The 22,713-nt window shown below is 31.4% G+C and carries 19 protein-coding genes and 2 pseudogenes; 17 read left to right on the top strand and 4 right to left on the bottom strand.

The window, feature by feature from the left end:
- Positions 1-73 precede the first annotated feature (73 nt).
- Both HGPT_RS05080 and HGPT_RS05075 read right to left on the bottom strand, forming a co-directional pair.
- Positions 74-1,717, bottom strand: a complete 1,644-nt coding sequence (locus HGPT_RS05080; protein ID WP_019138765.1) for a tryptophanase — start codon at positions 1,715-1,717, stop codon at positions 74-76.
- Between the two features lie 301 nt (positions 1,718-2,018).
- The gene (locus HGPT_RS05075; RefSeq protein WP_019138764.1) at positions 2,019-2,909 is read right to left on the bottom strand and encodes a fructose bisphosphate aldolase; all 891 of its coding nucleotides are present in this window, start codon (positions 2,907-2,909) and stop codon (positions 2,019-2,021) included.
- Between the two features lie 88 nt (positions 2,910-2,997).
- On the opposite strand from HGPT_RS05075, the gene HGPT_RS05070 reads away from it, so the two are divergent.
- From HGPT_RS05070 to HGPT_RS05040, 7 genes and pseudogenes are all read left to right on the top strand, one after another.
- Positions 2,998-3,576 carry a ribonuclease H1 domain-containing protein gene (locus tag HGPT_RS05070; protein WP_019138763.1) on the top strand — a complete coding sequence of 193 codons (579 nt, stop codon included), beginning with the start codon at positions 2,998-3,000 and terminating at the stop codon, positions 3,574-3,576.
- Positions 3,573-3,992 (top strand): deoxycytidylate deaminase, encoded by a 420-nt coding sequence (locus tag HGPT_RS05065; protein WP_019138762.1) that lies wholly within the window; start codon positions 3,573-3,575, stop codon positions 3,990-3,992. Before HGPT_RS05070 ends, HGPT_RS05065 begins: the two co-directional genes overlap by 4 nt.
- A 242-nt stretch (positions 3,993-4,234) precedes the next feature.
- Positions 4,235-4,655: pseudogene (gene mscL, locus HGPT_RS05060) on the top strand (large conductance mechanosensitive channel protein MscL).
- The gene (locus HGPT_RS05055) at positions 4,652-5,686 is read left to right on the top strand and encodes a patatin-like phospholipase family protein (protein ID WP_019138761.1); all 1,035 of its coding nucleotides are present in this window, start codon (positions 4,652-4,654) and stop codon (positions 5,684-5,686) included. The pseudogene mscL and the gene HGPT_RS05055 overlap by 4 nt, the downstream one beginning before the upstream one ends.
- Positions 5,676-6,305 (top strand): NUDIX hydrolase, encoded by a 630-nt coding sequence (locus HGPT_RS05050; protein ID WP_019138760.1) that lies wholly within the window; start codon positions 5,676-5,678, stop codon positions 6,303-6,305. The genes HGPT_RS05055 and HGPT_RS05050 overlap by 11 nt, the downstream gene beginning before the upstream one ends.
- A 319-nt stretch (positions 6,306-6,624) precedes the next feature.
- A complete protein-coding gene (locus HGPT_RS05045; protein ID WP_019138759.1) occupies positions 6,625-7,611 on the top strand; it encodes a resuscitation-promoting factor in 987 nt (328 codons plus the stop codon).
- 192 nt (positions 7,612-7,803) lie between these two features.
- Entirely contained in the window at positions 7,804-8,709 is a 906-nt protein-coding gene (locus HGPT_RS05040; protein WP_019138758.1) for a hypothetical protein, read from the top strand.
- Positions 8,710-8,733: 24 nt separating this feature from the next.
- Here the strand turns inward: HGPT_RS05040 and HGPT_RS05035 are convergent, their stop codons facing one another.
- Positions 8,734-8,973 (bottom strand): glutaredoxin family protein, encoded by a 240-nt coding sequence (locus HGPT_RS05035; protein WP_019138757.1) that lies wholly within the window; start codon positions 8,971-8,973, stop codon positions 8,734-8,736.
- 106 nt (positions 8,974-9,079) lie between these two features.
- Here HGPT_RS05035 and HGPT_RS05030 point away from each other — a divergent pair, with 106 nt between their 5' ends.
- From HGPT_RS05030 to smpB, 6 genes and pseudogenes are all read left to right on the top strand, one after another.
- The gene (locus HGPT_RS05030) at positions 9,080-9,517 is read left to right on the top strand and encodes a hypothetical protein (protein ID WP_019138756.1); all 438 of its coding nucleotides are present in this window, start codon (positions 9,080-9,082) and stop codon (positions 9,515-9,517) included.
- Positions 9,507-10,288 (top strand): annotated as a pseudogene (locus HGPT_RS05025) (alpha/beta fold hydrolase). The gene HGPT_RS05030 and the pseudogene HGPT_RS05025 overlap by 11 nt, the downstream one beginning before the upstream one ends.
- A 147-nt stretch (positions 10,289-10,435) precedes the next feature.
- Positions 10,436-11,842 carry a UDP-N-acetylmuramoyl-tripeptide--D-alanyl-D-alanine ligase gene (locus tag HGPT_RS05020; RefSeq protein ID WP_245544142.1) on the top strand — a complete coding sequence of 469 codons (1,407 nt, stop codon included), beginning with the start codon at positions 10,436-10,438 and terminating at the stop codon, positions 11,840-11,842.
- A gap of 4 nt (positions 11,843-11,846) precedes the next feature.
- Positions 11,847-13,019: a D-alanine--D-alanine ligase family protein gene (locus HGPT_RS05015; protein WP_019138754.1), complete on the top strand. Its 1,173-nt coding sequence runs from the start codon at positions 11,847-11,849 to the stop codon at positions 13,017-13,019.
- Positions 13,019-15,121: a ribonuclease R gene (gene rnr / locus HGPT_RS05010; protein WP_019138753.1), complete on the top strand. Its 2,103-nt coding sequence runs from the start codon at positions 13,019-13,021 to the stop codon at positions 15,119-15,121. The genes HGPT_RS05015 and rnr overlap by 1 nt, the downstream gene beginning before the upstream one ends.
- Entirely contained in the window at positions 15,114-15,569 is a 456-nt protein-coding gene (smpB, locus tag HGPT_RS05005; RefSeq protein ID WP_019138752.1) for an SsrA-binding protein SmpB, read from the top strand. The genes rnr and smpB overlap by 8 nt, the downstream gene beginning before the upstream one ends.
- A gap of 21 nt (positions 15,570-15,590) precedes the next feature.
- Here the strand turns inward: smpB and HGPT_RS09175 are convergent, their stop codons facing one another.
- Positions 15,591-15,965 (bottom strand): hypothetical protein, encoded by a 375-nt coding sequence (locus HGPT_RS09175; RefSeq protein ID WP_019138751.1) that lies wholly within the window; start codon positions 15,963-15,965, stop codon positions 15,591-15,593.
- A 198-nt stretch (positions 15,966-16,163) separates the two neighbouring features.
- On the opposite strand from HGPT_RS09175, the gene HGPT_RS04995 reads away from it, so the two are divergent.
- The 4 genes from HGPT_RS04995 (at position 16,164) to HGPT_RS04985 (ending at position 22,516) form a co-directional block, all read left to right on the top strand.
- A complete protein-coding gene (locus tag HGPT_RS04995) occupies positions 16,164-16,865 on the top strand; it encodes an ABC transporter ATP-binding protein (protein ID WP_019138750.1) in 702 nt (233 codons plus the stop codon).
- 134 nt (positions 16,866-16,999) lie between these two features.
- Complete coding sequence (locus tag HGPT_RS09970; protein ID WP_245544141.1) at positions 17,000-17,824, top strand: hypothetical protein; 825 nt, start codon at positions 17,000-17,002, stop codon at positions 17,822-17,824.
- A gap of 371 nt (positions 17,825-18,195) precedes the next feature.
- The gene (locus HGPT_RS04990; RefSeq protein WP_019138748.1) at positions 18,196-20,874 is read left to right on the top strand and encodes an ABC transporter permease; all 2,679 of its coding nucleotides are present in this window, start codon (positions 18,196-18,198) and stop codon (positions 20,872-20,874) included.
- A 466-nt stretch (positions 20,875-21,340) separates the two neighbouring features.
- Entirely contained in the window at positions 21,341-22,516 is a 1,176-nt protein-coding gene (locus HGPT_RS04985; protein WP_019138747.1) for an N-6 DNA methylase, read from the top strand.
- Positions 22,517-22,713 lie beyond the last annotated feature (197 nt).

Genomic DNA, 22,713 nt, shown 5'->3' with positions numbered 1-22,713 from the left:
ATTCTCCTTAATAGGGTAATTGCCCCTGTATTTCAAGGGGCTAATTGAATTTTGTTTTTTCTTTTACTCTAAATTATTTTTCATCTTCAGAAGGTTCATAAGTTTCTAGGAAAGCGTGGAAGTGACGCATTGGAAGGTTTTTACCCTTTACTATTCTAATATTAGGAATAGTAGCACGATCTTCATAAAGAGCCTTTACAGCTGCAATTACATAATCCATGTGTTCCTTAGAAAGTTGACTTCTGTTTACTGCAAAACGAACTACGTTTGCCACTTCAGCTTGTTGTTCTGGAGTTTTTAAATCATATTCCATTGAATAGTTGCCTAGTTCTGCAGTTCTAATTCCATAACGTCTAATTAATTCGACAGAGAAACCTTGACCAGCAAAAGTTTCTGGTGCTCTCTTGTTGTCGAAAAATTCGTCCATGTTGATGTAAACACCGTGGCCACCAGCAGGAAGTACAACGCCCTTTACGCCAGCTTTGTAAAATCCTTGTGCAAGGTATTCACATTGTTTAACACGGGCATCAAGATAATCAAACTTAGCTGCTTCATAAAGACCAGCAGCAAGTGCCATAATATCTCTACCACTCATTCCACCATAGGAGTCATTTCCGTAAGAAGAAATTTGTTTAACTTTTAATAAAATACCTACATCAGTTTTAACTGATCCATCTTCATTAAAGTCAGAGAACTTCTTCCAGAATAAACCCTTATCTCTAAAGGCAAGAACGCCACCCATGTTTGCGTGTCCATCTTTTTTAAGAGAAGCAGTGAAACCGTCACAATAAGAGAACATTTCCTTTGCAATTTCTGGGATTGATTTGTCAGCGTAGCCTTCTTCATTAACTTTTATGAAGTAAGCATTTTCTGCCCATCTTGCAGCATCAAACATATAAGGTATTTCGTATTTGTGAGCAATTCTTGAACATTCTCTCATGTTTGCCATAGAAACTGGTTGACCACAAACTGTGTTGTTTGTAATAGTTGTATAAATTAGAGGAACATTTTCTGGTCCTAATTTTTCAATTAATTCTTCCAATTTCTTTGTGTCCATGTTGCCTTTAAATGGATTCTTTTCATAGTGACCATTTTCAGGAACTTCCCACAAAAGTTCTTTATTGTATAAGTTTCTTGGGATAGATCCCATTTGTTTAATATTTCCTTCAGTTGTGTCAAAGTGTCCATTTGAAGGAATAGTATAAGTCTTTCCTGGTTCTCTTGCATTTAAAATATTTCTTACAAGTTCAAATAAAACAGATTCAGCTGCACGACCTTGTTGGATGATAAAAGTATTAGGTCTTTCCATTTGTGCAGAGCCACCGTTAAATAGTCCACCTTCATATTCACAAAGGTAAACTTCGTTCATCATTTTTTCAACATCGTCGCAGTCAGTTCTCACAAGGTCAATAATTCTCTTTTGATCGTCGCCTCTTTCAAAGACATCTCTAAAGGTATCTAAGAGAACATAGTAGCCCTTGTTTCTTCCATAAGATTCATCACCCAAAAACATTGCAGACCATTGAACATCTGTCATGGCAGTAGTTCCTGAGTCAGATAACATATCGATAGTTAACATTCCTGCAGGGAAAGCAAATTCATTGTAGTGAGTAGCCTTTAGGGCTCTTTCTCTTTGTTCCACAGTTACATTTGGAATATTCTTTGTAACATAAGTGTAGGAATGTGGTGTAGGTACGTCTAATTGATACTTTTTCATAAAAAACCTCCATATAAAAATAAAAAAGTTATAGAGGAACCCCGGTCATCGACAAAAGTCGACTAGCGGACAGTATCCTATAGAGAACCCCGGTTATCAAAATTTTAAAAATTTCTTTCTTGATGAGCGGTCAGAACTCCAAGATAATATGTATTATCTATGAAATAGTTTACATTACTAGCAGAAAGAAGTCAATAAACTTGTAAAAGCAGGAAGTAAAATAAAAAATAATAATGAAATCGTTTTACAGTAGAAAATAAAAAATCCTCAAAAAAATGGAGATTTAAAAAATTTAAAATATTTATTTTTCAACTGAAGCTGAATAATTCTTTTCGATAGAGTCGTCAAGCATTTTTGTAAATTCTTCGTCTGTTTGATTTACATTAAGTCCTTCAGTTAAGGCTCTTGAGTAAGAAGCAATTACGCCTTTATTTTTTCTAAGTTTTTCGTTGGCATCATCTCTTGAATAACCACCAGAAAGAGCAACAACCCTAACTGTTTGATCAAAGTCGTAAAGATCTTCGTAAAGATTTTCCTTCTCTGGAAGAGTTAACTTAAACATTACATAAGTTTCTTTGTCTAATTTTTTAAGTTCTTCAACAAGATATTTTTTAAGAACTTCTTCGATTTCAGCCTTGTCCTTAGCGTGGATGTCAACTTCTGGCTCGATAATAGGAACAAAGCCTGCCTTAGAAATTTTCTTTGCGTAGTCAAATTGTTGTTCAACAACTTTTTTAATTGACTCTTCATTAAGTTCCTTTACAACAGAACGCATCTTAGTTCCAAAAATATTTCTTTCTTTAGCATTTTCAAGAAGTTCATCAATGTGTTTGAAAGGCTTCATAAGTTGAGCACCGTCTTTTTCTACATCAAGACCTTCATCAACTTTTAAGATTGGAACTATGCCCTTTTCTTCCCAAAGATAATCTCCAGTGTATTTGCCATCAATTTTGGAATTCATAGTAACCTTAAATAAAATTGCAGCTAAAATTCTATCAGATGTAAAAGCTTTGTCCTTTATAATTCTCTTTCTCATTTCGTGGACTTTATCAAACATTTCTTCTTCGTTTGAATAAGCATCTTCAGTTACACCATAATTTAATAGGGCTTTAGGTGTGGATCCACCAGATTGGTCAAGAGCGGCAATAAAGCCTTTGCCATTTTTCATTCTTTCAAATTGTTCTTTGTTCATTTTTACCTCCAAAAGTCTAGACTTCTAATTACTTCTAATTATATAATAAGTAGACAAAGTTGACAAATGACAAAATTTTGAGGTGAATATGAAGTATTACGCAGTAAGAGTTGGAAGAAACCCTGGCATCTATCACACTTGGGATGAGTGCAAGAGAGAAACTGTGGGATTTAAGGGAGCAAGCTTTAAAAAGTTTTCTACATTAGAAGATGCCAAGGCTTTTATAAATGAAAAAGAAGAAAAAAAGAAAGAATCAGCAGGAAAAGATGAACTTCTTGTCTATGTTGATGGATCTTATAGGAATAAAGATAAATCTCACTCTTATGGAGTCTATATGTTTAATGATGAAGAAGAGTATACTTATTCCAAGAGATTTTTTAAAGATTCAGAAATGAGAAATGTGTCGGGAGAAATCAAGGGTGCCATGCGTGCCATGGAAGAGGCAGTAAAACTTGGCAAGAAAAAAATATATCTTCACTATGACTACGAAGGCATAAGATCTTGGGCTCTTGGATTTTGGAAGACAAATAAAGAAGGAACTATTAATTATAAAAAATTTTATGATTCTATAAAAGACAAATTGGAAGTAAAATTTATAAAAGTAGAGGCTCACACTGGTGTTGAGTACAATGAATTAGTGGATAAATTTGCAAAGGAGGCAAAATGAGAAAATCTTGGGATGAATATTTTATGGAAATAGCAGAAATGGTGGCTACAAGGTCCACTTGCGATAGAGCTTTTGTGGGTTGTGTTCTTGTTAATTCTGACAATAGAATAATATCAACAGGTTACAATGGATCAGTTACAGGAAATCCTCATTGTGACGAAGTTGGTCACACTATGCGTGATGGGCACTGTATAGCTACAATCCATGCAGAGATGAATGCACTTTTATATTGTGCAAAAGAAGGGATTTCTGTAAAGGGAGCAAAGGCCTATGTTACACATTTTCCATGTCTTAACTGTACAAAGGCACTTATACAAGCAGGCATTCGTGAGATAAATTATCACGAGGCTTATAGGATAGATGACTATGCATTAGAGTTACTTAAAAAGAATAAGATTTTATTAAAACAAATTTAAAAGTAAATATAATATTTTAAAATTAAATCTATTATATAGAAGAAAAATATATAGAAGAAAAACTCAAGCTAGATTATAAATTGAAAAATCCAATAGCTTGAGTTTTTTTATTAAGTGAATTTTTAATAAAAATTTTTAATACTTGTTTTATATAAAGTTACTTTATTTAAATAGTGGGTATTTAATATTAGTAAGCAATATTAATTTTATTTATGGATAAATTTTTAATAAAAGGAGGAAAAATGAAAAATTTTTTAGAAGAGTTTAAGGAATTTATTGCTAGAGGAAATGTAATGGACATGGCTGTAGGTGTTATCATAGGTGGTGCCTTTGGTAAAATCGTTTCAAGCCTTGTGGAAAATATTTTAATGCCGCTTATAGGTATTTTACTTGGTGGAGTAAATTTTTCAGACCTAGCTGTAACTGTAGGTAGTGCAGAGGTTAAATATGGTATTTTCTTACAATCTGTATTTGATTTCTTGATTATTGCTTTAGTTATTTTCATTATTATTAAGCAAATTGCTAAGGTTTCTGAAAAAATTCAAAAAAGAAGAGGAAGAACCAGCACCAACTGAAAAAGTTTGTCCTTTCTGTAAATCTACTATAGACATTAATGCAACAAGATGTCCACATTGTACATCTGAATTAGGAAGTGCAAAATGAAAAAGTGGGCATTAGTCCTCGAAGGTGGAGGAGCTAAGGGCGCCTACCAAGTAGGAGCCTACTTCGCCTTAATGGAAATGGGATTTGATTTTTCGAAAATAGTCGGAACTAGCATTGGTGCCTTTAATGGGGCCATGTTTGCCCAAGGGGATGCCTATGAATGTTTTAAGGCTTGGAAGAGTTTGGATTTTTCAGCCTTTGATAATGAAATAAAGAATGTTCAAGAAGATGAGAATCTCTTGACAAAAATTGTAGAAAAACTTCGTCAGCACGATATTAAAATTCCTGAGCTTACTAGATCGCCTAATCCTCTTTATAGATTAGTTGATCAATTTATAGATGAAGATAAGTTGAGAGAGTCTGATGTGGATTTTGGCATGTGCACAGTAAATGTGTCAGACCTTAAAGTTGAAAAACTTTGCAAGAATGATATTGAAAAGGGACTTTTAAAGGATTATATTATTGCTTCTTGTTATCTGCCAGTTTTTAAGTTAAAACCTCTCCATGGCAAGTATTATATAGATGGAGGTTTTGCTTCACCTGCTCCTATAGACATGATTGATAGTGGCAAGATGGATGCTGTTGTAGTAAGACTTCACAAGGATCCACCTAGGAGTGAAATTAAAGCTAAATATATAATAAAGCCAAATAAAAACTTAGGATCAAGCATGGATTTTAACAAGGAAAAGGCCGATGAACTTATAAAAATGGGATACTTTGATGCTTTTAGAGAAGTTAAAGGCTTAAAAGGAGAAGATTTTTATATAATGCCTGTTGATGAAGAAGAGAGCTTCAAGTATATTTACAGACTTTTGAAAGATAAGGTTGAAAGGTCTGATAAAAAGCTTGCTAGGATAATTTTTGAAGATTATGCGCCTAAGTTGGCAGAAGAATTTGAAATGTCAGAAAATTTTGAATATGATGAGCTCTTGTACAAGCTTCTTGAAAGAGAAGGTAATAGAAAGAAAATTGACAGATTTAGGATTTATACAGTAGAAGGATTTATGAGGGAGATTGAAAATGGATTTTGAAGCTGATAACTCTCTAGAAAAGATAAAGTCTAAGTTTCAGAATAAAAAGCCCATGCCCGTTGATGTAAAAAATAGGTTTTCAGTGATGTTACCACTTATAAAAAGAGATGGCGAGATTCATCTTCTTTTTGAAAAGAGAGCCTTCACTCTTAGAAATCAACCAGGTGAAATTTCCTTTCCAGGAGGACGAATTGAGGGTAAGGAAAGCCCACTAGATGCAGCTATAAGAGAAACTTCAGAGGAACTTTTGATTCCCAAAAAAGAGATAGAAATATATTCTGAAAGTGACTTTGTGGTCAATCCCTATGCTGCAATTATTCATACTTTTATTGGTGAGATAAAAAGAGATTTTGATGAAATTTCTCCATCAGTAGATGAAGTTGAGAAGGTTTTTACTATTCCCTTGTCTTACTTTTTGGAAACTGATCCAAAGTCTTACAAGATAAATCTTAAAGTGGAAAGAAATAAGGAATTTCCTTATCACCTTATACCTAATGGAGTTAATTATAAATTTAAAAGAGGTAAGGAAGAAGTTCTTTTTTATGAATATAATGGAGAAATAATTTGGGGTTTTACGGCAAAGATGGCTAGAAGGTTTGTTGAAAATTTAAGATCCTAATTTATTTTATCTCCTTATAAAAATTTTATATTTTAATAATTTATTCAAAAATATTTAAAAATTTGTAATATAAATGTAATATTTAAATAAAAAGCCCTAAATTTCAAGCTTTAGGGGCTTTTTTATTTTTTGTGAAAAATAAATTAATTTTTTTAAAAATTTAAAATGGCTAAATTTAGCCTTTCGCAATGTTATTTACAAAAAAGTTACAAAAAAATTGACAAATTTAGTTTTTTTTAATATACTTTTATGAGGTTAGAAGAAGTTACAAAAGAGTAACAAAATTTACAAATTTGTAACGTTATTGGAGGTTATATTTTTGAATAATAAGAACATTTTTAGGAATGCGAAATTTATATTAATCGCACTTGCCTTGGTATCTGTCTTAACAATGGGTTTTAGTACAGCTCTTGGCAATGATGTAGAATTAAATATCAATGGAAAGACTAAAACAGTTTTTACATATGAAAAGACAGTAAAGGACTTCTTAGATAAAGAAGGAGTTGTACTAAAGAACAAGGATCTTGTTAGTCCAAGTTTAGATGAAGAAATTACAAAGGACACAAAAATTGTCATTACTTCACCAAAGTCTTACCATATAAAAGATGGCAACAAGACTCTAATAGCTGAAGCTAATGGATACACTGTTTCTGATGTACTTGAAAATTTAAACATTAAGTTAAATAAATTTGATAGAGTTTCTCTACCACTTGATGAAATTGCAAAACAAGGTATGGAAATTAAAATCGATAGAGTAACTCAAGAAACTGTAGAAAACAAAACTGAAATTCCTTTTGAAACAGAAACTCGTGAAAACAATGAAATGTTTAAGGGTGACAAAAAGGTAATCACTAAAGGTCAAGTTGGACAAAAAGTTGAAAGTTTAAAAAACACTTATGTAAATGGAAATCTAGAATCAACTGAAGTTATTAAAAGTGAAATTACTAAGGAAGCTGTAAAAGAAGTTGTAGAAGTTGGCACAAAAAAAGGAAGTGCTGCTCCTAATGGAAAATCAGCTAAAAAGGTAATTGTTATGCAAGCTACTGCTTATGATCCAAGTGCAGGTTCAAAAACTGCTATGGGAACTAGAGCAAGAGTTGGTGCAGTTGCAGTTGACCCAAGAGTTATTCCACTAGGTTCAAAATTATATATTGAATCAATGGATGGCTTTGCAAGTTATGGATATGCTACAGCAGAAGATACTGGTGGAGCAATTAAGGGCAACAGAATAGATTTATTCTACAGCACTAATGCCGAGGCAAATAATTTCGGAAGAAGAAATGTAAAAGTTTATGTACTTGATTAATAGAGTCCTGGAAACAGGACTTTTTTTTATGGTTTTTTTGAAGGACTTATATTAAAATAGTTTAGAAAAGTCTTTATATTTATAAAAAATGAAAAGATTTTGTAAATATAATGTCAAAATTATTTTTAAAATTAACAAGTACTCATTTAAAAGAACCTACATTTAACTTATAATATATATGAGGATGGTTTTATGAAATTAATTGAACATGAACTCGTCGATAGATATATTTATTATTTGCAAAGATACATCCCTTATGACAAGCAAAAGGATGCTAAGGACGATGTTTTAGCTATATTGGGAGATAGACTTCCAGAAATTTATACGGAAGAAGATATAAAAAAAGAATTAAATAGGATGGGCAATCCCTACGAATTTGCAGGAGCTTATAGTGAAGCTGGTAATTTTTTATTAAGTGGGAAAAATTATGAAATTTTTCAAGCCTTTTTAAAGATTTTATCTCTTTCAGCTCTTATTGGAATAATTTTATTTACCTTTAATTATTTTAGTAGATTTCATGGGACTAGTTTATTTGACGTATTAAAAAGTCTTGTAATAAGTATTTTTGTACTTAGCGTGTTGCCTTCATGGATATGTGAAAAAATAAAAACCACAAAGATTTTAAATGCTTTGATGGAAGATTGGGACATAGAAAATCTCTATGAATCCAAAAAGTTAAAGTTAGAAAACTATGAAATTGGTCTTCTAATTGTAAAATTTTCCATGTACTTTATTTTGCAAATTTATATACTTACAGCTAGTATAAATATCTCAATAGTTACCTACACTTTTGTCATGATTTTATTTTTTATAAATGTGCTTTCTGCAAATCTAAAATTTTCAGAAAATACAATCCTATCAAGGACATTGTATGTGGAATATTTTGTAGATATTTTCAGCATTCTTAGTCTTATTATCATGACAAGCTATTTTATGCCAAGAGTCTTTGCCATTAAATTTATAATTCTATGTAATATAATTAATTTGATTTTAAATACTTACACTATTTCCAAGTCAAAAAATATATTGTTGTCGAGAAAAAAGAGAAGAAAAAACAGAAGAAAAACAAAAAAGACAGAGATTAAACTCACTGAGTAATCCCTGTCTTTTTTATATTGTTTATTAAGCTACATTGTCATTTAAATATTTTATAATATCTAGTGATTCATAAAGAGGTTTTTCTCCAATGAATAGGCAAGGCACTTGTTTTTTGCCGCCCTTTTCTATTAGGTATTCACGAGCTTCTTTGTCTTCGTCTATATTTTTTATTTCTACAGAATCAATGCCCTTTTCCTCCATAAAGCTTTCTACTTTTTTACAAAATGGGCAAGTTGTTCCTACATATAATGTTAATTTTTCCATATTATCCCTCCAATCTTTTATTACCCAAATTATAATAAAGAAAACACTGCTAGTATTTAAAAAATAGAGCTTTTTTGGTATAATAACATAGATTCGAGGTGATTATGTGGGATTTTTAGACAGTCTCGATGGCAATTTAAATGACCTTGCTGGAAATTTAAATTATCTCAAGAAAAAACTTGTTAGTGAATCACAAGAAATAAAAAAGACGGCAAGACTTAAATATGAAATTTTAAATGAAGAGAGAAAAATATCAGAACTCTTTGAAGCTCTTGGTCGTCATCAATATAAACTCATAAGAGGAGAAGATTCTCAGCTTGATATTGATAAAACTTTATCAGAAATAGATAAGCACAAGTCAAGAATTTCTTCACTAAAAATGGGTCTTGATTTAAGTGATAATAGGTCTTATATAAATTTCACTGATAGCAAAGAAAATTCAGGGAAAAGTGAGTCCACTTCTATTTTTATAAAAGACGATTTAGAAAGAGAAGATGACAAGGACTCAATAATTTTTATAAAAGAAGATGAAGATGAAAGTTAATAAAGAATTTGTTGAAATAGATGGAATAAAAACTGCATATATAAAAAGAGATGGCGGCGAAAAGATTGTAGTAATCCTTCATGGTTGGGGTGCATATATTGAATCGATTATGCCGATTTTTAATGCTATACCTAAAGATTACACAGTCTATGCCTATGATGCTCCAGGTTTTGGCGACAGTGAAGATCCAAAAGAAGTTATGGGAACTTACGATTATTATGAATTTCTCCTAAAGTTTTTGGATAAATTTGAAATTAAAAAGGCAACTTTTATTGGCCATTCCTTTGGAGGAAAAACTCTCACAATTTTGGGATCAAGAAATAAGGACTTAATCGACAAGTTAGTTATAATTGATGCATCAGGAGTTCTTCCAAAGAGAAAATTATCTTATTATACTAAGGTTTATTCTTTCAAGGCAGCAAAAAAGATGTATCTATTAAGTCATGGAAATGATGAAAAAGCCTTGGAAAAGTTTTATAAAAACATGGGTCAGATGATTATCAGGCTGCCAATGGAATTATGAGAAAATGCTTTGTAAAAGTGGTCAATGAATCCACAAGAGAAGAATTTAAAAATATTGATGCAGAAACTCTTCTCATTTGGGGAGATAAAGATGATGCAACTCCTCTTTATATGGGTAAGATTTTTGAAGAAGAAATAAAAAATTCAGGACTTGTTGTCTTAGAAGATGCAGGTCATTATTCTTACTTAGATAAGTTTAATCAATTTAGTGCAGTTATTAATTCATTTTTTAGGTTAGGAGATTTTTAATGGAATTATTTTTTAGCAAGACTACCAATTTATATAATAAATTTTATAGTAATAGTCTTAGCTCTTTATTATTCTCTAATTAGATGTAACTATCCAATTCACATGCTTCAATTAGAGGGTTATGATAATGATGAGTACAAGACTTTTTTGAAAAACAATAAGGACAAGATGAATAAACTAGTTTACAAGCTTGAGAAAAATCAAAAGACTCCTTTGGTTTGGACTGACAGGGCAAAGAGACTTTTGAAAAAGCACAAACTTGTAAATGATATTTCTTTTATAATTATAGTGATAATTTCTATTGCTATATTCGATGGTAGCGGCTCTTATGTAGCTTCAATTCTAGCAACTTTAGTTCTATCATTTTTAGTTTACTTTTACCAATATAAACTTTTGATATTATCAAACAAGTGGGCAAAACCAACTGAAGATAAAATTAATATGGGCTTTTATACTTCAGCTCAAGAAAAAATTAGAAAGTATAAAAAAGAAGAAGGCTTAAAAGTTCTTGGAATCACGGGATCTTTTGGAAAGACTTCTGTAAAATTTATATCTGATACAATTTTATCTGAAGGACTTAGAGTTAAGAATACGCCATCTTCCTTTAACACTCCAATGGGACTTTCAAAGATAATAAACAACGAACTTGAAAGAGATAGAGAAGTTTTCATTGCAGAACTTGGTGCCAAAGTTCCTGGAGAAATTCACGAAGTTGCAGAACTTGTCCAACCTGACATTGGAATAATAACAGCCATTGGACCAACTCACATGCATCTTTTTAAGACAATTGAAAATATTCAAAAGACAAAGTATGAATTAATCGAAGACTTGCCAGAAGATGGGATTGCAATTTTTAACTATGACAATGACTATGTCAAGCCACTTGCAGACAAGACAAAAAAGAAAACTTATAGGTATGGTACAAAGGACATTGAAAAATTAGATGTCTATGCCGATGACATAAAGGTAAATGAAGGAGGTTCTGAATTTATCCTCCACATAAAAGGAGCAGGAGAAATAAAATGCTCGACTAAACTTTTAGGTGTCCACAACATTTCAAATTTACTTGCATCTGCGACAGCTGCTCACGTCTTGGGGCTTACTTTAGAAGAAATTCAAAGAGGAATTTCAAAAGTTGAGCCAGTGGAACACAGACTTTCACTTATACCATCATCTAATAACACCATAGTTATTGACGATGCTTTTAATTCAAATCCAGTGGGCTTTAGGGCTGCACTTGATGTGTTGAGAGAATTTAAGGACCACAGAAAAATAATCATAACACCTGGTATGGTAGAACTTGGTGATATGGAAGAAGATGAAAACAGAAAAATAGGTCAAGTAATGGCAGATGTTCTTGATTTTGCAATTTTAGTTGGCAAAAAGAGAACTCTTCCAATTTATGAAGGCCTAAAAGATAAAAACTTTGACGAAGAAAAAATTTATAGAGTTTCTTCACTAAATGAGGCAACTGAAGTTTTAGCAAAGATTTCTATGCCAGGAGATGTCGTTCTCTTTGAAAATGACCTACCTGACAATTACAATGAGGAGTGAAAAAATGGAAAATATTGGTGTAATCTTCGGAGGAAGATCCGTTGAACACGAAGTTTCTGTAATTACAGGAATGCAAATTATTGAAAATATGGATAAGACTAAATACAATCCAATTCCTATTTATATTACAAAAGAGGGCAAATTTTTGTCAGGTGAAAGCTTAAAAAACTTTAAGGCATACAAGGATCAAGACTTTCACGATGGAGTTGAAGTATTTTTTAAGCCAGAGTTTGGCAATAAAAATTTATACTATGTAAAACACAATCCAAAAAAATTATTTAAGCAAGAATACGATTCAGTAGAAGTTTATGAAAAAATTGATGCAATATTTTTTGCTCTTCACGGTACTTTTGGAGAAGATGGATGTACACAAGGTTTATTTGAACTAATGGGCATGCCATACACAGGTTGTGGAGTTATGTCTGCAGCTGTTGGCATGGACAAGGTTGTGATGAGAAAAGTCTTCGAATCAGAAGAAATCCCAATGACAAAATACAAGTACTTCTATAGAGATGAACTTAAAAACTTAAAGGGTATTATTGAAAAATGCAAGGACTTAAATTTCCCACTTTTTGTAAAACCTGCTAACTTGGGTTCATCAATTGGTATTTCAAGAGTAGAAAATGCTCTTGATTTATCAAAGGCACTTGAACTTGCTGCTCACTACGATAGAAAAATTATTGTCGAAGAAGCAGTTGTAAATCCTAGAGAAATTAATGTTGCGGTTCTAGGTTATGAAAATGACCTTAGAGTTTCTGCAGCAGAAGAACCTCTTGGATTTAAAGATCTTTTAAAATATGAAGACAAGTATGTCGCTGGTTCAAAGGGAGCTAAATCATCACAAAAACATCAAAATAAAAAGCTACCTGCTGAACTAAGTCCAAGTCTTGAAAAAGAAATAAAGGATCTTGCAAAAAAAGCTTTTAGGGCAATTGATGGTGCAGGAGTTGCAAGAATTGACTTTTTAGTTGATGGTGACAAAGCTTTTGTCAACGAAATCAACACTCTTCCAGGTTCTATTGCCTTCTACCTTTATGAGGTAGATGGACTTATGATTAAGGATTTAATCACAAGATTAATTGAACTTGGTCATGATAGGTTTAATGAAAGATCAGAAAATAACTATTCTATTGATTCCAATTTATTTAATATGACAAGTTATGGAGCAAAGATTTAATGATTAAAGAAAAGATTTTAAAGATTATCGAAAACTCAAAGCCAAGGACTAAAGATGAACTTATTAGGTCATTTAAAATTAAAAATAAAGAGAAAAAAGAATTTATAAAAATTCTCGAGGAACTCGAGGGAGAAGGGCTTATTTTCTTGGACCACAGGAATAAATACAGACTTGTGGATAATGAAAAATTCTTTTTTGGAAAACTTCAAACAAATGCCAAGGGTTTTGGATTTTTGATAACAGAAAATCTTGACGAAGATATTTATATATCAAAAAACAACCTAAACTCAGCCCTAAATGGAGATGAAGTTATTGTCAGAAGGTATAGAGAAACTTCTGGAGATAAACCTGAAGGAAAGGTGCTTTCCATTGTAAAAAGAGGGAATACAAAATTTGTTGGGGTCTTTCAAAATAAGAGAGATTTTGGATTTGTAATTTCTGATGAAGCAAAAATGGCAATGGACATTTACGTTCCAAAGAAAAAAATAAATGGAGCAAAAAATGGACAAAAGGTCCTTGTAAAAATTGAAAAGTGGCCAGAAGCAAACAAAAAACCAGAAGGAAGAATAATAGAAATTTTGGGCTATCCTGATGATCCTCATGTTGACATTCTTTCTGTGGCGGCAGGACTTGAACTTCCCATGGAATTTTCTAAGGCTTCTTTATCACAAGCCAAAAATATTCCCCAAGAAGTTACTGAAAAAGAAATAAAAAATAGAAGAGATTTAAGAGATCTTGTGACCTTTACCATTGATGGAGCAGATTCAAAGGATTTTGATGATGCAATTTCACTAGAAATGGCAAAAAATGGTAATTATATTTTAGGTGTTCACATTGCAGATGTTTCTCACTATGTAGAAGAATATAGTCCCCTTGATGAAGAAGCCTTTGAAAGAGGCAATTCAGTTTATCTATTAAATAAAGTTATACCAATGCTTCCCTTTGAACTTTCCAATGGCATTTGTTCTTTAAATGAGGGAGTAGACAGATTAACTCTATCAGTTATTGCAGAGATAAATAAAGATGGCGAAGTAATAAAATATGACATTGTAGAATCTGTAATCAGGTCAAATAAAAGATTAGTCTATGAAAATGTGTCAGATTATTTGGAAAAAAATATTGTTCATGAATCTTTAAAGGGTCTAGAAAAAACCTTAGACAAGATGTATGAGCTTTCAAAGATTTTGCAAGATAAGAGGGAAAGAGAAGGTGCAATAGACTTTGATATTCCTGAAGTTATAATAGAAGTTGACGAAAGAGGTTGGCCAGAAAATATTCACAAAAGAGATAGGAGAACTGCCAACAAACTCATTGAAGACTTTATGTTAATGGCAAATGTCTGCGTTGCAAAAGAATATTATTTTAAGAAAATTCCATTTTTATATAGAATTCACGAAAGACCAAAGGATGAAAAAATTTCTGAACTAAACTCTTACTTGAGACCTCTTGGTTATATGATAAACTTTGATGAAAAAGTTGAACCAAGAGATGTTCAAAAAGTTCTTGAAAAAGCAAAGGGAAGTAAGGAAGAGATGTTTGTTTCAACTATGACACTAAGGTCTATGGCAAAAGCTAGATATTCAGAAATAAATGACATTCACTTTGGTTTGGCATTTGACTATTATTCTCACTTCACTTCTCCAATAAGAAGATATGCAGACCTTACAATTCATAGAATTATAAAAAAACACATTGAAGGGAATTTATCTAAGGGAGATATAAAAAATCTAAAGGTAATTTTACCTGAAATAGCAGAACAAGTTTCAAAAACAGAAAAAGTTGCCCAAGAAGCTGAAAGACAAGTTGAAGACATTAAGATGGCAGAATACATGTCAGAGAGAATTGGCGAAGTTTATGAAGGTAAGGTATCTTCTATCACAAACTTTGGAATGTTTGTTGAGCTTGATAACTTAATCGAAGGTCTTGTAGCTTACAGGACTATGGATGGTTACTATGAATTTGACCAAGATCATTATAGAGCAATTGACTATAATACAAAAAAAGAATTCCATATTGGCGATGATGTAACAATAAAAGTTACTAATGTCGACTTAAATATGGGCAATATTGATTTTAAAATGGCAGGTGATAAAGATGAGTAAGGAAAAAAATAATGCAATAGCAAATAATAAAAAAGCCAGCCATATTTATTTTATTGAAGACACTTATGAAGCAGGAATTGAACTTGTGGGGACTGAAGTAAAGTCCATAAGAGCAGGTCATGTTAATATAAAAGATGCTTACTGTGACATAAATAAGGGAGAAATTTTTGTATCTGGAATGCACATAAGTCCCTACGAACAGGGAAATATTTACAATGTGGATCCCATGAGAAAGAGAAAACTTTTGATGCACAAAAATGAAATCCTAAGACTTGAAAAAGTTAAAACTCAAGATGGATATACAATTATTCCCCTAAAAGTTTATCTTAAAAAGGGAAGAGTAAAAGTCTTAATCGCCAAGGCAAAGGGTAAAAAGCTTTGGGACAAGAGAGAGACAATGAAAAAAAGAGAAGTTGATAAGAAACTAAGACAAGCACTCAAATACTGAGTGCTTGTTTTTTATAAGAATTTATTTTGATTTTAATTTTTTGTTTTCTTTATAATATTGAAAACATTCAAAGATGATAAATACACAAGGAATTATAAAAAATAAATAAACATCATTTTGAGAATAAGCGAGATCCCCTGATGTAGCTATTGCATCTATGACATTAAATGAAATTAAGATGAGATAGAAATTATGTCCTATTATAGATTTTTTTATTAAAAATATCCCCAGTATATTAAATGCAAGTAAACTTATGAAATAATTAAGAGTATGATTTTTTCCATCAAATACATTAAAAACTATGTGACTATAGCTTGCATAAGATACTTTATAAAGTAGGTAGATTATTATAAAGATAGATAAATATTTTAAAATTTTTTTGCTTTTGTCATTCATATAAATCCCTTCTAACTTTAAATTACAGCTGATATCTTCTATTTATAATATAATCATACAAAATAAAATAATTTCTTGCAATAAAAGAGAGAAAATTTATAAAGTAAAGGGAAAATTAGATTCATCTAAAAACTTTAAATCTACTAGTAATTGATTAAAAGAAATTTAATTTTTGGTATAATAAAGCCAGGTGATTATATGTCTTTTATCGAAGTTAAGAATCTTTCAAAAGAGTATAGAATTGGCGAAAGATCAGTAATGGCAAATGATAAATTAAATTTTGAAATAGAAAAAAATGAATTTGCAATAATCCTTGGAGCATCTGGCGCCGGCAAGTCCACTTTTTTAAATATCTTGGGAGGACTTGACACTCCATCAAGTGGCGAACTTTTAGTTGATGGGAAAGATATTGCAAAATACAGTGAAAGAGAACTCACGACTTACAGAAGATATGACATGGGTTTTGTATTTCAATTTTATAATTTAATTCCCAACTTGACAGCTCTTGAAAATGTTGAGCTTGCCAGTCAAATTGTAAAAAATGCAAAAGATCCAGTTGAAGTTTTAAAATCTGTAGGCTTGGGCGAGAGAATGGACAATTTTCCATCACAACTATCAGGTGGAGAACAACAGAGAGTTTCAATAGCTCGTGCCATTGCCAAAAATCCAAAACTTCTTCTTTGTGATGAACCAACAGGAGCTTTGGACTATAAAACAGGTAAACAAATCTTAAAACTGCTTCAAGATTTAACGAGAACAACAGAAACTACAGTGGTTTTAATTACTCACAACTCTGCAATAAAAGATTCTGCAGATAGACTTATTGAAATTTCTGATGCCAAAGTAAAAGATGTTTTTATAAATAAAAATCCAAGGGATATTATGGAAATAGAATGGTAGGTGGAGAGTGAAAGCTCGCGAAAAAGATAATCTTAGGGAGAATAAAAAAAACTCTGCCAAGATTTATCTCAATTATGATAATTGTATTTTTAGGTGTCTTTGTCTTAATTGGTTTGATTTCCACAGGCAAGGTCATGAGAAATACAATAAATAATAAAATAGGAGAACTAAATCAAGAAGATATAAAAGTTTCTGTGCCCATTGGACTAGAAGAAAAAGATCGTGAAATTATTGAAAGTCAAGAGGACATAAAGGAACTTGAGTATGGATATGACAAGGACGTTTTTCTGGCAGGAGATCCAACAGTAATAAAAGTTTTAAATATGCCCTATGAAATTTCAAAACCAGAAATTGTTGAAGGAAGGGATATAGAAAGTCCTGATGAAATAATTTTGGATTTAAGGATGAAAAAAGATGGCAAGAAAATTGGAGATACCATAACTTTTAAGGAAGACAATGACGACGATGAGGACAATGATTTAAATAGACTTTCCTTTAGAGTTGTTGGCTTTGCAAATTCCTTGGATTTTATTCAAGAAAATAATTCCACTTATTCTGAAAGAGGTTATGGACAAATTTCATATTTTGCCTATATTGACGATGGAAATTTCTCTGGAGAACCCACTCTTGCAAAGATAAAATTTTTGGGAACAGAGAATCTCGCAACTTCTGATAAGGAATATGCTGACTACATGGACAAGAAGATGAGAGCCTTAAAAATTGATCTAAAATCAAGACCTAAGGAAAGACTTGCATCTATTCAGGGAGAAATTTCTGGAGAAATAGATAAGGCGAAAAATAAAATTTCTGATGCTGAGGACAAACTCACTGATGCAAAGGAAAAACTTGTAAAAGGTCGTGAAGATTTAAATAAGGGAAAGACTGATTACAAGGAAGGTCTTGATAAATACAATAAAGAAAAGATAAGGCTGAAAAAGAAATTTCAAAAATCGAGATAAACTTTACAAGGCATCTGTAGAAATAGACGATGGCGAGAGAAAGTTAGTCGATGGCTACGAAAAATTAAGTGACGGCAAGAAAAAACTTGATGATGCCAAATCTGAATTAAATTCTGGAAGAAAAAAATTAAGTGAAGGGAAAGAAAAATATCAAAGAGGTCTCGGAGAATTTGAAGCTTCAGAAAAAGCTTTAAAAGAAGGAGAAGACCAACTAGCTGATGGAAGGAAAAAACTTGACGATGGCTGGGATAAGATAGAAGAATCAAAGAAAAAAATTATCTGAGGGCATAAAAAAATATGAAGACGGCGAGAGAGAGTATGAGCTTGGAAAAGAAAAGCTTGAAGATGGAAAAAATAAACTCACTAAAGAAATGGGTGCTTCATCTTATGAAGATGCTGTCGAAAAAGTCTATGCCTTAGATAAAATTTTATCAACTGCAGAAGATGTAGTGAAGAAACTTCCTACTATTGAAGAAGAAATAAATAGGACAAATTCTCAAATCAGAGAAGTTGAGGGAGAAATTTCTGGAATAGATTCTGAAATCGGAAGTTTAAGATCTTCCTTAAAGGATCCAAATATTTCTGATGAAAAAAAGAAAAATATAGAAGGGCAAATTGTAGGACTTGAAGGGAAAAAATCTGCTCTTCAAAAAAATAAGGCTGACTTAAATAAAAAATTAGAAATTCTTGATAGATCTAAGAAAGAAATTGACAAGGCAGTAGAAGAAATAAACAAAGAAGTGCCAGGTGGAGTAACAGGAAATTTAGCTGATGTGAGTGCAAAATTAAGTGAAGCTAAAAAGGGAATCCAAACAATTTCTGAAAATGAAAAGAAACTTGCACAAGCTAGAGGAACTCTCGATGCCAGCAAAAAGCAAATAGAAGAAGGGAAAGCCCAACTTGAAGAAGGAATTGCTGAAGCAGAAAAAGGAGAAAGAGAATACGCAAAAAGCAAAGAAGAAATAGAAGAAAATAAAAAGAAACTTGAAGATGCAAGAATAGAATTATCTAATGCAAAAGATAAACTAGATGAATCTGAAGAAAAATTAAACAAGGGAACTGCCGATTATGAATCTGGGAAAAAAGAATATGATGAAAAATACGATGATTACTTTGAAGGCAGGGAAAAACTTTCTAGAGCTAAAGAAAAATATTTATCTGGAAGTGATGAATTAAAAAGAGGAGAAGAGAGACTAGATAAAGAACTTAAATCTGGTAAAGATGAGTTAAATGATGCAAAGTCAAAACTCTACAAGGCAGAAAAAGACTTAAACAAGGGTGAAAGCGAGTACGAGGATAAATCCAAAGAAGCTGACGAAAAAATATCTGATGCAAAAGACAAAATCGCCGATGGAAGAAAATACCTCAGCTTGATAAAACAACCTCGCTACACAATTACAGCTAGACATTTATCCACTGACATAAACACCTATATGGATTATGCAAAAAGAGTGGATGGCTTGTCCTTTATATTTCCAATATTTTTCTTTGCCATAGCCCTTTTAGTTTGCTTCACAACAATGACTAGGATGGTTGATGAGAACAGACTTGTCATAGGAGCTTACAAGGCATTGGGTTATACAAATAGAGAAATAGGCAAAAAGTTTTTCCTTTATGGATCTTTAGCATCACTCATTGGTGGACTAATAGGTGCAATATCAGGATCCTATATTTTGACCTACATCATAGGAAATGCCTACTCCACTAAAACAATATTCCAAGATAAATTAATAATAAACATATTTCCTCTTAGGATAATTTTCGCCATAGCAATAGGATTTTTATTCACCAGCGTGGCAGCAATGATAACAGTGAATAAAAACTTGAAAGAAAAAACAGCTTATCTGCTTAGGGGAAAAGTTCCAGCTAAGGGAAACAGAATATTATTGGAAAAAATTCCTTTTATTTGGAATAAAATGAGCTTTTTATCTAAAGTAACAGCAAGAAATCTATTCTTATCAAAAAAGAGAATGTTCATGACAGTAGTGGGAGTTCTCGGTTGTGCAGCTCTTTTAGTTTTAGGATTTGGCATATCAGAATCAGTTAAAGACGTAGAAAAATTACAATTTAAAAATATTTTAAAATACGACTTGTCTGTTTTATACGACAGCGACTTAGATGAAGAAGCCTATGAAAAATATAAAAATTCTCTAAAAGATAAAAACATAAATTACACTGAAGCCTATGAAGAATTATTTACAGTAGATTACGATGAAATAGACCAGTCAGTAAATGTAATAGTCCCAGGTGACAAAGAAGAATTTAAAAATTATCTTGCCCTATTTGACAAAGACAGTGGAAAAGAATTAGAACTTCCAAAAAGAGGAGTGATAATAACAGAAAAATTATCCAAACTTAAAAAAATAAAAGTAGGAGATCCTCTAGAAATAAAAGATGTCTACGGCAATGAATTTGAAGTAGAAGTAGTAGGAATAAGCGAGTTTTATTTGGGACACAACATTTACATGGATAAAGACTATTTTGAAAAAGTGACAGGCTCTGACTTTAAATCAAATACTCATTTAATAAAAGTGTCTGAAAACTTTGACAAAGACAAATTTATAAAAACAAGCATAGAAAACAAATCAGTCTTTAACATAGCAAATGTCGATGACATGAAAGATGTCCTAAACCAATTTTTATTTTCAATAACTCAAGTAGAATTAATTATATTAATCGTGACAACAATTCTAGAAGTTGTAGTTCTCTATAACCTGACAAACATAAATATAGAAGAAAGAATAAGAGAAGTTTCCACGATAAAAGTCCTTGGATTTTATCCAAAAGAAACAACATCCTATATTTACAAAGAAACCTATATCTTGGCAATAATTGGAATATTTATTGGACTTTTTGTGGGGAAAATCCTCCATTACTCTGTCCTTCAAATAGTCGTTCCCTTTATGGCAATGTTGCCAGAAGACTTGAGCCCAAGACCCTTTATCTTGGCGGGAATAATAACAGCTTTTGTAAACACAATAATAATGATTATATTCCACTTTAGAATAAAGAAAATAAACGCCCTAGATGCACTAAAATCTAACGAATAAAAGTTAAAATATAAAATCTTAGAAATAGAAAGCAAGAGTTTAATGTCTCTTGCTTTTTTAGTGGGGATTTTGAAATAAAGATTTTTAGAAATTTATATATTATATACTTTCCACTTAAAAGAAACTTATAAGTAAAAGATATTTTATATATAGGAAGTGGAGGAAACTTTGAATTAATTTCCTATTGATAAATTCATAAAGACCACTTCATACTATGTGCTATAATAATAAAGAAAAACTGTAAGAAGTAAAAGATTAATTGAAGAGAATTAAGGGATTCTCCTATGACAAACTATTGTAAAAATTAATAGATGAAAATATGAATAAATTAGACTGATAAAAAGCCATACAAACAAATCCTCATACAATAGCTATAAAGGGACGAGATAAAAATGTAATTATTAGATATTGAGGAGAATTTGTAGGAATTTTAATTGCAATATATAGTAAGTATTGGAGTATAAAAATGAGTAAAAAAGAAAAAGCGACTGATTTATGGGTCTATGATCTTCTAAAAGAAGCGAATATTTCTTTAGACCCTCAAGGTTCTTCTATAAAGGAAGTAGATGAGGCACTAAAAACTGCATCAAAAAGAGGAACTGGAAAGGTTGGATATCCAGAATATGTAGGAGCAGTAAGGGATTTTTTAATAGTCATAGAAGATAAAAAATCAATGTCTTATCATGAAAAAAGAACAGACGAAAGTATTATAGCTGAAGACATCGATTCGATTTGTGACTACGCTGTAAATGGAGCCTTATTTTATGGAAAGCATTTAATAAAAAACACTGGATATAAAAAGATTATTGCTATAGGAGTATCAGGCAATGAGAAAAAACATAGGATTAGTCCTATATTTATAAATGAAAGACAAGATTACTATGAATTACCAGAGATAGAGACATTTATATCATTTAATGAAAACAATATTTATGAATATTACACTAAAGAGATTCTAAAAGAAAATACCAACTTTGAAAAAGAAACAAGAGAAATATTAAGAGATGCTGAATTATTACATGAAGATTTAAGAAATTATGGCTCTATTCAAGACAAGGATAAACCCTTAATTGTATCAGGAATACTACTTGCTTTAAGAGAAATAGAACATGGAAGTTTTTCCATAGATTCCTTAACAGGTGATAAGAATTATACTGATGGGGAAAAAATATATGACGCTATAAAAAATAATTTAAAAAGAGCAGATGTATCTCCAGAGGTAAAAAGAGATAAACTTTTGAATCAATTTTCAGTAATTAAAGATACAACAAAAATAAATCAAAAAGATTTTAATTTAGGAAAAACACCCAATAGACATTACACAGAATTTTTATATAAGAGCATCTTTCAATCAATTAAATTTCACCAAAGTGGAGAAGATTACTTAGGTAGATTTTATGGGGAATTCATGTCCTACTCTGGAGGAGACGGACAGAGTTTAGGTATAATACTTACACCAAGGCATATTACAGAATTGTTTTGTGACTTACTAGATTTAAAAGCTAGTGACAAAGTTCTAGATCCTTGCTGTGGGTTTCGTGTCATAATAGTGATAGAGGCAAATAGTTATGTAAATATAAGGAGTTCAAGACTTCTACCAAAGTTTAAAACTCAAAAAATAAATAGTTGGTGTGCTGCTTAGAGTATCCATTTTAATAATGGGTATTGTAAATAGCATACCAATAAAACTAAGGATTCTTTAAAGAGTCTTATTTTGTGATGAAAATTTAATGTGCAAATCTCAGACGATAGAAAGCAGTAATTCTGTCGTCTTTTTTTATTTCAAAGAAAGGAGGCAGGAATGAATTTTGATTATTTTTATAATAGGCAATCTGAGAT

The sequence above is a fragment of the Peptoniphilus timonensis JC401 genome, assembly GCF_000312025.1.
Lineage (GTDB): Bacteria > Bacillota > Clostridia > Tissierellales > Peptoniphilaceae > Peptoniphilus_A > Peptoniphilus_A timonensis.
Note: the sequence above shows the minus strand (reverse complement) of the source record. Positions and strands in the feature narration are given on the sequence as shown.

Coding starts and splice junctions, on each gene's coding strand:
- HGPT_RS05080 (WP_019138765.1), bottom strand. CDS start 1,717: ATGAAAAAGTATCAATTAGACGTACCTACACCACATTCCTACACTTAT.
- HGPT_RS05075 (WP_019138764.1), bottom strand. CDS start 2,909: ATGAACAAAGAACAATTTGAAAGAATGAAAAATGGCAAAGGCTTTATT.
- HGPT_RS05070 (WP_019138763.1), top strand. CDS start 2,998: ATGAAGTATTACGCAGTAAGAGTTGGAAGAAACCCTGGCATCTATCAC.
- HGPT_RS05065 (WP_019138762.1), top strand. CDS start 3,573: ATGAGAAAATCTTGGGATGAATATTTTATGGAAATAGCAGAAATGGTG.
- HGPT_RS05055 (WP_019138761.1), top strand. CDS start 4,652: ATGAAAAAGTGGGCATTAGTCCTCGAAGGTGGAGGAGCTAAGGGCGCC.
- HGPT_RS05050 (WP_019138760.1), top strand. CDS start 5,676: ATGGATTTTGAAGCTGATAACTCTCTAGAAAAGATAAAGTCTAAGTTT.
- HGPT_RS05040 (WP_019138758.1), top strand. CDS start 7,804: ATGAAATTAATTGAACATGAACTCGTCGATAGATATATTTATTATTTG.
- HGPT_RS05035 (WP_019138757.1), bottom strand. CDS start 8,973: ATGGAAAAATTAACATTATATGTAGGAACAACTTGCCCATTTTGTAAA.
- HGPT_RS05015 (WP_019138754.1), top strand. CDS start 11,847: ATGGAAAATATTGGTGTAATCTTCGGAGGAAGATCCGTTGAACACGAA.
- rnr (WP_019138753.1), top strand. CDS start 13,019: ATGATTAAAGAAAAGATTTTAAAGATTATCGAAAACTCAAAGCCAAGG.
- smpB (WP_019138752.1), top strand. CDS start 15,114: ATGAGTAAGGAAAAAAATAATGCAATAGCAAATAATAAAAAAGCCAGC.
- HGPT_RS09175 (WP_019138751.1), bottom strand. CDS start 15,965: ATGAATGACAAAAGCAAAAAAATTTTAAAATATTTATCTATCTTTATA.
- HGPT_RS04995 (WP_019138750.1), top strand. CDS start 16,164: ATGTCTTTTATCGAAGTTAAGAATCTTTCAAAAGAGTATAGAATTGGC.
- HGPT_RS09970 (WP_245544141.1), top strand. CDS start 17,000: ATGAGAAATACAATAAATAATAAAATAGGAGAACTAAATCAAGAAGAT.
- HGPT_RS04990 (WP_019138748.1), top strand. CDS start 18,196: ATGGGTGCTTCATCTTATGAAGATGCTGTCGAAAAAGTCTATGCCTTA.
- HGPT_RS04985 (WP_019138747.1), top strand. CDS start 21,341: ATGAGTAAAAAAGAAAAAGCGACTGATTTATGGGTCTATGATCTTCTA.